Annotated in this window: 10 protein-coding genes; 6 read left to right on the top strand and 4 right to left on the bottom strand. The window is 40.6% G+C overall.

Annotated elements, in window-relative coordinates; genetic code table 11:
• Positions 1 to 137: 137 nt before the first annotated feature.
• The gene (locus FVA72_RS19315; protein ID WP_110591103.1) at positions 138 to 353 is read left to right on the top strand and encodes a YccJ family protein; all 216 of its coding nucleotides are present in this window, start codon (positions 138 to 140) and stop codon (positions 351 to 353) included.
• A gap of 260 nt (positions 354 to 613) precedes the next feature.
• Here FVA72_RS19315 and FVA72_RS19310 read toward each other — a convergent pair whose 3' ends face one another.
• Positions 614 to 2,368, bottom strand: a complete 1,755-nt coding sequence (locus FVA72_RS19310) for a sigma 54-interacting transcriptional regulator (protein WP_110591104.1) — start codon at positions 2,366 to 2,368, stop codon at positions 614 to 616.
• Between the two features lie 347 nt (positions 2,369 to 2,715).
• On the opposite strand from FVA72_RS19310, the gene dpaL reads away from it, so the two are divergent.
• The 5 genes from dpaL to FVA72_RS19285 all read left to right on the top strand — a co-directional run bounded on the left by dpaL (position 2,716) and on the right by FVA72_RS19285 (position 9,640).
• A complete protein-coding gene (gene dpaL, locus FVA72_RS19305; protein ID WP_096865086.1) occupies positions 2,716 to 3,933 on the top strand; it encodes a diaminopropionate ammonia-lyase in 1,218 nt (405 codons plus the stop codon).
• Positions 3,934 to 3,947: 14 nt separating this feature from the next.
• Complete coding sequence (locus FVA72_RS19300) at positions 3,948 to 5,138, top strand: YgeY family selenium metabolism-linked hydrolase (RefSeq protein ID WP_110591105.1); 1,191 nt, start codon at positions 3,948 to 3,950, stop codon at positions 5,136 to 5,138.
• A 52-nt stretch (positions 5,139 to 5,190) separates the two neighbouring features.
• A complete protein-coding gene (locus FVA72_RS19295) occupies positions 5,191 to 6,789 on the top strand; it encodes an N-acyl-D-amino-acid deacylase family protein (RefSeq protein WP_110591106.1) in 1,599 nt (532 codons plus the stop codon).
• 70 nt (positions 6,790 to 6,859) lie between these two features.
• Positions 6,860 to 8,266, top strand: a complete 1,407-nt coding sequence (gene hydA, locus FVA72_RS19290; RefSeq protein WP_110591107.1) for a dihydropyrimidinase — start codon at positions 6,860 to 6,862, stop codon at positions 8,264 to 8,266.
• A 27-nt stretch (positions 8,267 to 8,293) separates the two neighbouring features.
• Positions 8,294 to 9,640 carry a cytosine permease gene (locus FVA72_RS19285; RefSeq protein ID WP_004259669.1) on the top strand — a complete coding sequence of 449 codons (1,347 nt, stop codon included), beginning with the start codon at positions 8,294 to 8,296 and terminating at the stop codon, positions 9,638 to 9,640.
• 199 nt (positions 9,641 to 9,839) lie between these two features.
• On the opposite strand, the gene FVA72_RS19280 is transcribed toward FVA72_RS19285, so the two are convergent.
• From FVA72_RS19280 to dcuC, 3 genes are all read right to left on the bottom strand, one after another.
• Complete coding sequence (locus FVA72_RS19280) at positions 9,840 to 10,889, bottom strand: asparaginase (RefSeq protein WP_110591108.1); 1,050 nt, start codon at positions 10,887 to 10,889, stop codon at positions 9,840 to 9,842.
• Positions 10,890 to 10,961: 72 nt separating this feature from the next.
• Positions 10,962 to 12,236 (bottom strand): amidohydrolase, encoded by a 1,275-nt coding sequence (locus tag FVA72_RS19275; RefSeq protein WP_004259661.1) that lies wholly within the window; start codon positions 12,234 to 12,236, stop codon positions 10,962 to 10,964.
• 26 nt (positions 12,237 to 12,262) lie between these two features.
• The gene (dcuC, locus tag FVA72_RS19270) at positions 12,263 to 13,627 is read right to left on the bottom strand and encodes a C4-dicarboxylate transporter DcuC (protein ID WP_004259659.1); all 1,365 of its coding nucleotides are present in this window, start codon (positions 13,625 to 13,627) and stop codon (positions 12,263 to 12,265) included.
• Positions 13,628 to 13,776: the final 149 nt, after the last annotated feature.

Raw genomic sequence — 13,776 nt, 5'->3', positions numbered from 1 at the left:
ATAGTGAATAGTGAGCGCGTTTAATAGAGCGTCACTAAAAAGGAAAAATGGCAATATATTTAAAGTCGTAGTGATCTTATTCACAGACTTGAAATCTCTCAGTGTTTTTACCAGAACCATTTAATCAGGAGCGAATAATGAAAGACCCTCACCAAATAGCCGAATGGGCTAAAGTTAGAGAAACCTCAATTGAAATTGCTCAAGCTATTTTTGAATTAGCGAATAATGATGAAGTATTAGCGGAACAAATTTGGGAAGAAGGTTCTGATGAAGTTTTACCTCTGGCCTTCTCGAAGACCACCGCGGATAGGCTATATTGGGGGGAAGAAACCATCGAAAGGAAAAATGTATAATTCGTTTTGTGTTCTTCTGAAGAGATAAAAACCTCGCGTTGGCGAGGTTTTTATTGGCGATCATAAGGTGTTAATTTATCTTACTTGCCATTAAAAGATGAGATATTTTGAGAAGGGCGTAAAAACAAAAGTAAGATAGCCATCACAAAATGACCATTCGCTTTGTGACTATTTGTATAGCAGTAACAGTTGGTTGGATTATTAGTAATAAGTACGATAAGTCAGGCACTGAGAGAAATATTAGTGCCTAGATATGAAGGTCAGCTGGAAATATCGTATTTTTTTAATCGGCGATACAGTGTCGCAATACTTAAACCTAATATTTGTGCCGCTTCTTTCTTTCCTCCCATGGAGTAACCCGTTTTTTCAAGTACGTGTTGTATGGTTTCTTTCTCATAATGGTGTACAGGCAGCGCAGCGATTTTTGTAATGGAATGTATTGATTCTGTTGATGAATTTGTTTCTGTAATATACTCAGGTAAATGGCTATGGTTCATTTCAGGCAGATCGCCTTGCATTACATAAATATACTCGATGACATTACGCAGTTCACGTATGTTACCCGGCCAATGATAGCCATATAAATAATTCATTACTGTATCAGGGATCTTTTGCTTTTCTCTATCATATTGCATTGAAAATTGGTCAGAAAAATATTTCGCTAAATCAGCAATATCCTCACGATGCTCCCGTAATGCAGGAACAGGGATCGGCACAACATTTAATCGGTAATATAGGTCTTCTCGAAACGTTTTGTGTTCGACCATCTCTAATAAATTTTTGTTTGTGGCTGCAATAATGCGGACATCGGTAGGTATTTGGTTATTTGAACCAACTCGGGTGATGGTTTTATCTTGTAAAACACGCAGTAGCTTAGCCTGTAATAACAAAGGCATATCACCAATTTCATCGAGAAATAGGCTACCTCCATGGGCTAATTCAAACTTACCTATACGCCCTTTAGGATCTGCTCCGGTGAATGCGCCTCTGATATAGCCAAAGAGCTCGCTTTCAAGGAGTTGCTCTGGTATTGCCGCACAGTTTATGGTGACAAAGGGCTGAGCATGTCGAGCACTTTGTGTATGTAGAGCATAAGCGACGACCTCTTTTCCTGAGCCACTTTCCCCCGTGATCAGTACATTTGCATGACTGACAGCGACCTTCTTGATGGTTTGTTTGAGGTTCATCATAGTCAATGAATTACCGATTAACTGTGAAGGGGCTTCGCTGATTTCAACGGATGATTGATTGACATGAGTAATATAATCACGGGCGTCCTGAAAAATGATCATGGTTAACGTATCATTTTCCAGTGAAGTAAAAGTAACATTACGGCAGAGTACATGATAGCGCTGGCCTTCTAATTCTAACCATGCTTCTTCATCGCCATATAAAATATCCCCTGTAAGTTCAAAGGACAGTGATAGGCCTATAATATCTTTATTAAAAAAGCGGGATGCAGAGCGGTTGGTATGCCAAATTTTTTGTTGGCTATCAATGGCTATTACGCCTCTATCCATAGCATCAATTAATCGTCGAAATGCATGTAAAGATTCTTGGGCTCTCAAGCGTTCAAGACACTCAAATACCTTACTCGATATCATTTCGGCTATTTGTTCGATGAATGTGATGAATTTATTGAGTTGCTGAAGTAATACGGCTCGCTGTTGTTTGGTCGAGCAAATAATGCCAATGACACCAATGACTTTACCATTTAAAAAAATCGGTGCGTTAAGGTCTAATTCTTCCGTACAGGTTTCTCTATTTTCACATAGATGGCAGAGGTTATTTTCCCCAGGATCTTTAATTAATACGGTTTCTTGTACTCGTAAAACATGACGATAAATATAGCCGTTACGTGAAACGTTTTGATTAAGCATGTGTTTGTAATAACCCGTTCCTGCAATACGGATCAGATATTCATCAATAATTTCGACATCTGTTCCGGTCACGCCAGAAATAGCTTCTGCGTAATGGCAAATTTCATTTTGGATAGTACTCAGAATGGATGTCATTTTTTCCCTTGTTATCAAAATTGATAAATATTAATAAATTTAATTGAGATGATAATTATAATTTTATTTTTAAATCAATATATTAAATTATTTATATATCGCCATCACACTATTTATCATATTTGATAATTTATCAATGAGGTAAATCAATGATATCGAATTTAGTAAAAGCAATTCTATATGGTTTATTTTAAATTTTGTTTTATATCAACTGACTACATTATTTTCTCATTATAATCATACGTAAATGCCGATCTTGGCATGTGTATTGCTACCTAAGCTGTAAACCTATTTTTTATTAAGACTTAATTGTCTTGTTTATTAATAATAAGTTCATGAGGTTTTCCATGCAGGAGCAATTAAAGTACTACATTAATCACAGCCGTTTTAAGCAGAAACCTACGGCGAACCTTGCCTCTTTTTCGCAAGCTGAATTACATAAAGCGTGGCAATTTCACCGCTCAATTCCTGAGTATGCACCAACACCGCTCTATCATTTACCTGCACTCGCCAAGTCATTAAATGTCGGACAGATTTACTTAAAAGATGAGTCTCAACGCTTTGGCCTCAAGGCATTTAAGGCATTAGGTGGCGCCTATGCAATGGCCTGCCATATCGCCGAAGAGTTGGGGAGAGATATCTCTGAGCTTCCTTATAACGTTATGGTCAGCAATGAGGTTAGAGAACAATTAAATGGCATTACTTTTGCCACCACGACGGATGGTAATCATGGGCGAGGCGTGGCGTGGATGGCACGTCAACTTAAACAAAAATCAGTAGTTTATATGCCTAAAGGTTCTTCCCATGAACGCTTAGATGCCATCTTGAATGAAGGTGCGACCGCAGAAATTGTAGATATGAATTATGACGATGCGGTACGTATGACAGCCGAAATGGCAAGAAAATATGGCTGGGTGGTGGTGCAAGATACCGCTTGGGCTGGCTATGAAAAGATCCCGCAGTGGATTATGCAAGGTTACAGCACGTTAATGTTTGAAGCTTTGTCACAGTTACATGAAGTGAAACCGACTCACGTTTTTGTTCAAGCTGGTGTTGGCTCATTTGCTGGCATGGTGCAGGGGATGTTAACGGCGCTTTATGGAGAGGATAGACCGAAAGTGATTATTGCTGAAGCTCAAATTGCGGATTGCCTTTACCGTTCAGCGGTTGCTGAAAATGAAGAAGCGATCTCTGTTGGAGGCGATCTACAAACAGTTATGGCTGGGCTGGCATGTGGTGAAGCCAATATTGCAGGTTGGCAATTATTACGAGACTACGCCGATGCTTTCTTTTCTTGCCCTGATTTTGTCGCAACGCGAGGGATGCGGATATTAGGTAACCCATTACCGACTGACCCTCCGATTGTTTCGGGTGAATCTGGTGCTGTCACTACAGGGTTACTTTCTATTTTAATGCAGTCCCAAAATTATGCTGATGTGCGCAACAGGCTAGAACTGAATGAAAATTCACGCATTTTGCTTATCAGTACTGAGGGCGACACGGATATTCAACGTTATCGGGATATTGTTTGGGATGGTGAGTTCCCAAGCTTTGGCCAATTTTAATCGGGGTGAAAAATATGTTTTCAGAAAATCGTCTTAACGAAGTCATCAAGAATTGTCAGGCTTTAGTTCGTGAAAAAAGTTACTCCGGTGAAGAGGGCAATGTTGTCCGTGTTATTAAATCCATGATGGAAGATTATGAATTTGATGATATTCATGTTGATAGATACGGCAATATCATTGGTGGAATTGTAGGGAAATACCCTGGAAAAACGCTGGTTTTTGATGGACACATCGATACGGTTCCAGTCGATGAAAGCCAATGGACGCAAGACCCATTTGGCGGAGAAATTAATGACGGCAAAATTTATGGTCGTGGTACGACCGATATGAAAGGTGCAGTTGCTGCCATGATTTCAGCCATTGGTTTTTTCGGCCAAGACTATCTGCGTGAGTTTGCTGGGAAAATTTATGTTTCCTGCATCGTACATGAGGAATGTTTTGAAGGTGTAGCGGCACGCCTAGTCACTGAAAATTATCATCCTGATTATGTGGTTATCGGCGAGGCTTCTGAGCTTAACCTGAAAATTGGCCAACGTGGTCGCGCAGAGGTGGTGGTAGAAACATTTGGTAAGCCAGCCCACTCCGCAAACCCGCAAGCGGGTATTAACGCGGTTTATAAAATGGCGGCATTGGTTGAAAAAATTAGAACATTAACTCCGCCTGTTCACCCCGTTCTTGGTTTAGGGATCCTTGAATTAACGGATATTAAATCTTCACCATATCCCGGCGCATCGGTTGTCCCTGAATATTGCCGCGCGACTTATGACCGTAGGTTATTGGTTGGTGAAAGCAAAGATAGCGTAATTGAACCTATCCAAAAAGTGTTGAAAGAAATGATTCAGTTGGACCCCGAATTTAAAGCGCGGGTGTCTTATGCCTATGGTACGGAATCTTGCTATACCGGTAGTACCATTGAAGGAGAGCGTTTCTTTCCCGGTTGGGTGTTAGATGAATCGGATGAATTTGTGCAGTGTGTTTTATCGGGACTCAAAAAAGTCGGTATTAACCCAACCATTACCCAATATTCATTTTGTACCAACGGTAGCCACTATGCGGGGGAAGCCAATATTCCTACGATTGGCTTTGGGCCTTCCAGAGAAAATCTGGCTCACACCATTGATGAATATATCGAAATTGGACAATTAACAGGCTCAGTCAAAGGCTACTACAGCATAATTTCTAGTATTTACAATAATAACAAATAGTTATCTTTTGATGCCTTAGTGACTACTAAGGCATTGATAAAGGAAGAGAACAATGAAAACACTATTTAAAAATGCCACCATCATTGACGGTACAGGAGAAAGTCAGTATCACAGCGACTTACTTGTTAATGAAGGTAAAATTATTCAAATCGGCGATATTAGCGCCAACACTCAGGACCAGGTTATTGATGCAACCGGTAAAATCATTTGTCCCGGTTTTATTGATACGCACACTCACTCTGATTTATCGGTGTTATTAAACCCCGTAGTTTCCGCAAAAATTCGCCAAGGGATCACGACTGAGTTGTTGGGGCAAGACGGCGTTGCATTGGCACCTTTGCCTGAACAATATATTTCCGCGTGGCGTAAAAATATTGCTGGCCTCGATGGTGACTCTGATGAGATTGACTGGCACTTCAAAAATACAGCGGGATATCTCAACATGTTAGAGGCGCGAGGAAGCGCTACGAACCTCGCTTATCTTGTTCCCCACGGTAATATCCGTATGGAAGCCATGGGATTAGATGGTAAGGCATCGACGCAGGAAGATGTCGCCAAAATGTGCCAGATTCTTGAGCGAGAGTTACAAGCAGGGGCCTATGGGCTATCTACAGGCCTTATCTATATGCCTTGTGCTTTTGGCGATACCGCTGAGATCACCGAACTTTGCAAAGTGACAGCCAAATATAATGGGATTTTTGTGGTTCATCAGCGCAGTGAAGCGGATGACATCATTCAGTCGACTCAAGAACTTATTGATATTGCTCATGCATCCGGAGTTTGGCTACATATTTCTCATATGAAGGTCTGTGGTAAGAAAAACTGGTCACTGATCGATGAAATGCTATCGATGCTTGAACAAGCACAGCAAGAAGGAATACGCATCTCTTTCGACCAATATCCTTATGTTGCTGGTAGCACCATGTTAGGGGTGATTTTACCGCCGTGGGTGCATGCAGGTGGTACGGAAAAGCTACTCGAACGCCTGAAATCTTCTGAATTACGCCAACGTATGATTGACGATATCGAAAAAGGGATCCCTGGATGGGATAACTTCATTGATTTCGCTGGGTTAGATCAAATCTTCATTACCAGTGTGAAGCAACAGAAAAACCAAGATGCAGTAGGTTTAAACTTAGTTCAACTTGGAGAGTTACGTGGTAAAGACTCTTATAACGCCACTTTTGACCTGTTATATGAGGAAGATAACGCTGTTGGAATGGTGGATTTTTATGGGACAGAAGAGCACGTGATTAAATTTTTGTGCCGCCCAGAGCAGAATGTTTGTACGGATGGCTTAATGGGGGCAGGTAAGCCTCATCCCCGTGTTTTTGGAGCATTTCCTCGAGTACTTGGGAAGTATGTACGCGAAGAAGCTTGTTTAACTTGGGAAGCAGCGATTCGCAAAATGACCGGCAAACCAGCAGAGGTTTTGGGATTAACCAATAGGGGATTACTTAAAGAGGGTTACCAAGCCGATATCGTAATGTTAGACCCACATACCATTACAGACAAAGGTACTTTTGTTGAACCAAATCAATACCCTGAAGGTATTGAGCTTGTGATGGTTAATGGTCGAATTGCGCTGTTTAATCACATTGAAAGTTATGCCTGCAGTGGACAAGTTTTACGGAAAGGAACGCTGAGTTGATCAATCAATAATAGCTGCAACACAGTCTCTTTTTCGCTGTGTTGTGACATAAAAATCGTTGGAGATAGTTATGTTTGACACAATTATTAGAAATGGGCATTTAGTTCTTGAAGAGGGTACGGTTCGCGCCGATTTGGCAATTAAAAAAGGCAAAATTGCTGCTTTACTTGGCCCTGATGAGCCCGCTGAATGCCAAAAAGAAATTGATGCGCAAGGCCGATTAGTTCTACCGGGTTTAATTGATGCGCATATGCACACACAGGCTCCATTTCAAGGGATTTCCCCGCAACTTACCTTTTATCAGCAAAGTATTTGCGCCGCATTTGCGGGTGTCACAACCTATATGGATTTTACCAATACTTGGAAAGGCTCAAGTGTTCTTCAGGCGCTAGATGACCGTATTGAGGAAATGACTGAGTCTGCGATTGATTTTAGTGTACATGGCAAATTTGTTGAAGCTAACGAGCAGTTATTAGATGAAATTCCACTTCTTGCGGCAAAAGGGTGCCCAACATTTAAATTATTTATGACTTACCGTAAAGAAGGTGTGATGGCAGATGATATGACTCTGATGCAGGTCTTTAAACGTGCAAAAGAAAATAACTGTATGCCATTGATCCATGCGGAAAGTAATGCGATAGCAGAAACCGCGGTGGATGAGTGCATCAAAAATAACACCCTAACTTGGCGTGACTTTGCCAATAGTAAGCCCGTTATTTGTGAAACAGAAGCTTTTGGCCGCGTGGCTAAACTCGCTGAATCAGTTGGTGTTCCTCTTCTGATTGTTCATACCACAAATGGTCCTTGTCTAAACATTGCACAACAAGCACAAGAGCGAGGCCAAAAACTGTATATCGAAACGGGCCCTCACTATTTAACGCTGTTCGATGAACTCTATGATGATATTGAAAATGGGCATCTGGCCATTTGTTCGCCTCCACTGCGCACTCGTAAAGAGCGGGATGAACTTTGGGATGGCATTAAGAACGGTACGATCACCTTGATTGGTTCCGATGATTGCACTTTCACTCGTGAGGAAAAGGAAAAGGCTTTACAGCGCGATGCCAATGGCAAAATTATCCCCGATTTTACTAAGGTGGTGAATGGGTTATCTGGCCTCGAAATCCGTTTTAATTTGATGGTAACCGAAGGTGTAGAGAGCGGAAAAATCACTATGAACCAAGCGGTTGCACTATGTAGCACTAACATTGCGAAAACCATGGGATGTTATCCACAAAAAGGGACGCTATTACCTGGAGCTGATGCTGACATTGTCATTTTTGATCCGAATGAGGAATGGGTTATTTCAGCCAATAACTTACACAGTGGTGCTGGCTATAGCCTACATGAAGGATATAAAGCGAAAGGAAAAGTTAAAACAACCCTTTTACGTGGCGAAATCATTATGGATAACAACACCTTTATGGGAAGTAAAGGCCAAGGGAAATTTATTAAACGTACTTTGAAATTAAACTAAAACGACAATAAATATGAGGCTAGACTCATGAATAATGGACAAAATATTTCACAGGAATTGCTTGCTAAAGCCAATCAGGAATTGCTACCTACACAGGAAAAAGACAGAACGTTAAAGACGCGCGACTTGCTGGTGCTTTGTTCATCGATGGTGATCAACGTTGTGGGGTTGGTGATCCCCGCTCAAGTACTTTTAAGAGGAGGATATTCCCCTATTGAAGTGTTAATTGCTTGTTTTTTCGGTTTTTTATTAGTCACCGTGTTAATTACGTTAACTGGTGATATCGGTACACGTTACGGTGTTCCTTTCACCATTTTTATTCGCGACTGCTTAGGAAAACAAGGGGCGAAAATTGGTGCGATATGTCGAGCCATCGTCTGTTTAACATGGTGCGGTGTGATTTTATTTTTAGGGACACAGGCGATTAATGCGATTATCGAAATTGTCACTGGGGTTTCCATGTTTTGGGTGATATTCATCACTTATGCATCCTTACAGCTATTCAATGCAAGCCGTAACGTAGACAGTATGAGTAAGTTTGGCACATTGGCAGTCCCCATTTTGGCATGCGGATTGGTGTCATTGGTTGCTTGGTTATTACAAGAACACCAAATTTCTTTACCCGATATTGTGACGGCTTCTCCATTAGAAGGAACCGGGTTCAGCTTTATTACTGTTATTGCTATCTTTAGTGGAGGATGGTTATCTGAAGCTCTAAATGGCAGTGACTTAACCAGAAAGCTAAAATTACCTGAAAACAGTGCATCAAGTAGCTTCTTTGCTCGTAATAAACGCACTATCTTTTGTTTTGGGCTTGGGTTTGTTGGTACAGGCTTATTGCTCACTCTTGCAGGGTTGATTAGTGCTTATCTGACGAAAAGCGATAACCCTATTGGGATGCTACAAATTGCTTTTGCTGATAACGCAACCATATTAATTATTAGCTGTATTATCATTGTATTTGCACAATGGACCGTCAATACCTGTGCGAATATTTTTCCCGCAACATTAATTATGCTTAATTTCTTCCCTAAATTAACTTTTGCAAAAGCGACATGGCTAGTTGGGTTGATTAGTATTTTAATGATGCCATGGTTATTATTAAGCTACCTTGATTATGTGCAAATGATTTTCTCTGCAATACTCGCTCCCATATTGGCGATTATGCTAGTACATTATTACCTTATTCGTAAATGTCATCTTAATTTAGAAAACCTGTACAGCGATGATATTCCTAACTGGCGAAAACCGGGTATTACTGCGCTAGTGATTGGGTTGGTATCAGGTATGATAGGTTATAATTTTGCATTCTTTATTGCATTTCCGATTACAGCAATTATTTATTATCTACTAGCAAAGAAAGCCAATATTTAAAAATAGTAATAAAATAAAGCCAAATTTTAATTATTCAAATATTAACCATTTAACTAAGTGGGGCACTAACGCTATCTGAATATTTATTATCTATATAATAAACTTATTTTTATAATTTATTTATTATCCTAGAAATAAGTATGATGAATGCTAAAAAGGCGTCTATATTCTAGACGCCTTTAATAATGAAGATATTTAATTAACGTTGGCTATCAAAGTAATTCGATATTTGTTTAAGATTGGCACCAGTTGCAAGGGCGAGTTGTAAGAGAATGCGAGACTTTTGTGGGTTTAAAAAGCCAGACCCGATAGCAAATGATTTACTACTCACATAGCCAGAGCCTGTTCGGGTTGCCATCACAACAGGAATACCTTTGTCACTGAGCTGCTTAATTGCCTCCTCCATGTTACTTGAGACATTTCCATTACCACTGCCCGCAACAATAATCCCTTTGGCTCCGTTATTGATAGCGGCATGAAGCATAACTGGGGTCTGGTCTTGGTAGGCATAAATAATTTCGACATTAGGGAGTTTATCTACCTTACTAACATCGAAAAAAGTACGGTCAACAGGCTGTGCAGGGGTATAGTAGAATTTGGGTTTTCCACTGACAAAGACTCCAAGATAGCCAGGTTCATAAGATTTAAATGCATCAGGAGTGGTTGAGTTTGCTTTGGTGGTATAAAAAGCAGAACCAATGCGGTCGTTTAAAACTACCATGACTCCGCGATTTTCAGCTTTCTTATCCGCAGCAAGTACGACGCTTTCAAGCAGATTCATTGGGCCATCTGCACTGATAGCGGTTGCTGGTCTCATGGCTCCGACAATAACGATAGGCTGTTTATTTTGGGTGGTTAACTCTAAGAAGAACGCTGTTTCTTCAATTGTATCCGTCCCATGGGTGATAACGACGCCTTGTTGTTTTCCTTCATTCAGTAAATGATTAACACGTTTACTGAGATTTAATAGGATCTCGCTGCTAATATTGCCGCTGATGGTGTTAGAAATCTGTTCTCCTTTGACGATAGCAACATCGTTGATTTCTGGCACGGCATTGATTAACACATTAATACCCAGTGAGCCCGCTTTATAGTCGGTGGTATCAAGGTTGGATTTGGAGCTTCCTGCGATGGTCCCCCCAGTGGCTAAAATAGTTACGTTGGGTTTAATGGCATCAGCTGCGAGTGAAACAGAGGTATATAAGATCAGGCTAGAAAGTAGTGTATTTAATAATGTCTTTTTCATCATATTTCCTTAAAAAAACCTTATAACATCATCAGCTATAAGGTTTCATAATTGGCTTATATTGATTTGCTGTTTTTATACGGATAAACGTTGTAGTAACCCTGTAAAGATTGAAAAACCAGTGAATAGCTGTTCTTCATCGATATCAAATTTGGCTTGATGGTGGCCAGCTTTGATATCAGATCCAATCACAAAATAAGCGGCCTTTCCGCCATGAGCTTGTACGCGTTTAATCAACAGTGTGGCATCATCACTGCCATTAAAATTCATGGTGCGCTGTACTTTTTTTACGGCTGGAATAGTTTGGGCTACTTCGGTGATATAGTCAGTCATTTCATCGTCAGGAATGAAATCAACGGCTTCCCCCATGACCTCAGTTTCGAGTTCAACATCAAAGCTGAGTGCTACACCACGTGCACGCCTTAAGGCTTCTTCGGTCATGTAATTGTTAATTTTTTCATTTTCGCCACGTACTTCAATTTGCATTTGTGCGTATGAAGGGATCACATTACGGCCTTCTCCTGCATTTAATACCCCGACATTAGCGCGGGTCATTCCTTCACCATGGGTAGGTAGGCTTAAAATCTGGATAGTCGCGTTACAAGCGGCGAGTAATGCATTTTTTCCGGCATGTGGCTCCATACCTGCGTGCGCGGCTTTACCTTTAAAACGTAGATCCATTTTTAATGTCGAAAGGTAACGTTCCGGTGCGGCTACAATCACTCCACTTGGGATATCACAGCCAAGATGCCCGCAAGCAAAGTAATCAACATCATCTAGAATGCCACTTTCGGCGATAGGTTTTGCTCCGCGTACACCTTCTTCAGCTGGCTGGAAAATGAGTTTAATAACACCTTTTAGTGAACTATTTTTATTTTCCATCAACCATTTTGCGACACCGAGGCCGATAGCCATGTGCCCATCATGGCCACAAGCATGCATATAGCCTTGATTAGTAGAGTTAAATCCTTCTTGATTTGGAATGTGCTCTGCCGTATCGGTTTCTTGTACATTGACACAATCAATATCAAAACGAAATGCGATAGTGGGCCCCGGCCGTCCGGTATCAAAGATTGCTGCACATCCTGTGTAGTCGCCGATCCTTTCGAGTAGCGCATCATCGACTCCACGTTCTTTGGCTGCGTGCTTGGCTTTTTCAACAATGGATGGATTGCGCCCACGAATAAAATCAGGGTTGATGATCTGCTCCCCTGTTAATACGTGGTGCCCCATTTCTTCAAGTATTTTAATTAAGGTCGCCGTGGTATAAAACTCCCCCCAACCCGTTTCTGGGTAACGGTGGAATTGACGTCGCCACGTAACTAATGAGGCATTATCTATTGTAGTCATTTTTATTTTCCTTTTAATAACCCATTCTACGCATACAGAAAATATGCATAAATTAACGTTGCTATCGTGCCTACCGCTAAAGGTACAGAGGTTCTTTTCACTACTTCAACAGGACTCACTTTGATAACCGATGCGACAATAATGACGACAGCTGAGACTGGAGAGATTGCTCGAACTAAGTTAGACGTAAATTGCATTGGAAGAGCAACCATAATTGGATCAACATGGGCTTGATTCGCTATAGATGGAATTAATTCAATGAAAGAATAAAATACCGCGTTACCACTACCGCTAATAAAGGTGATTAATGCTGTTAAGCCGGAGAAAATAAACATTAATCCAACGCCTGCATTATTCACGTTTTTGACCACGCCCGAAATCATATCGATGATGCCAATAGCATTAAGGCCAGCAACAAGCGTACCTGCGGCAACAATCAGAACAACAACTTGAGAAAAGCCTTCACCCATGCCTTTAAAAAAAAGCCCAGCTTGAACCATTTGTTCTTTTGGATTGCCTTTACGGATAAGTTCAGTGGCAAATGCAAGAATAAAAGAGAAGAGTGTGATTTCAACAAGCCCCACTTTGATTTCTCGAAAACAGAGTCCTAAAACGATAATTAGAATAAGTGGAACGAGCGGAAATAAGGCGTAGTAAGCAGGGGGTAGTTCTTTATTACCTTCGAGTTTACTTTCATCAACTTCAGTAAATGCGGATGCACCTTGGCGCTTATCCATATACTTTTGCCAAAAATAGTGTGCAAATCCCATTAATAATAAAACAGGAAGTGAGACAACAGCATGGTGTAACGTGACGTAGTCGACAACATGTTCAAAACCCAGTAATCGAGCCGCAACAACATTATCACCCCCTAGTGGTGTTGGCATAATTGTCGCCGTAGTTGCAATAATACCTGCCGCTGTCATTGATGACATTTTGGCAGCTCTCAATATTGGATATAAGGTCGCCATTAAAATAACGGCTAATGAAGCTGCGCTGGGGATCACTAATGATAGTAAGTTTCCTAACCAAAAAACGATTGGGACTAGGATATAAGGAGAACGAATTTTTGAAATAGGTTTTGCGACTAAATGAACGGCTGCATCGTTTGCACCAATGCGTGACATATAAGAAGAAAAACCAAATAGGACCATGATTATGATCCCTGCGCCACCAAACTGTTTTATAAACCCTAGCTGTATTTGTTTTAGTGGATCAAGCCAAATATTCCCTGTACTTTGTTTTATATCTAAAATGGGCATCCCTAACATTGCTGCGCTGAGCATCAGCGCAATACCAGCAGTGAACAATACAATCTTTGCTTCGTAGTTCTTCGCAATTGCATAACCCGCCAGTATCAACACTATTACACTGATAAATATAACAGTCATAGCTGCCTCTCATTATTATTTCTTTATTGGAAGTATCTTCATAAGAAGATATATCAATATTAGTAATTCGCTTTTTAATATCAATCAAAAAACGTACTATAATTGATTTTTATCATGAACAATTACTTTTCTTTCACCTTGAATCTAAT

Source organism: Providencia sp. PROV061 (genome assembly GCF_011045655.1).
In the GTDB taxonomy this organism is placed as follows: domain Bacteria; phylum Pseudomonadota; class Gammaproteobacteria; order Enterobacterales; family Enterobacteriaceae; genus Providencia; species Providencia hangzhouensis.
This window is presented reverse-complemented; position numbering and strand designations above follow the sequence as displayed.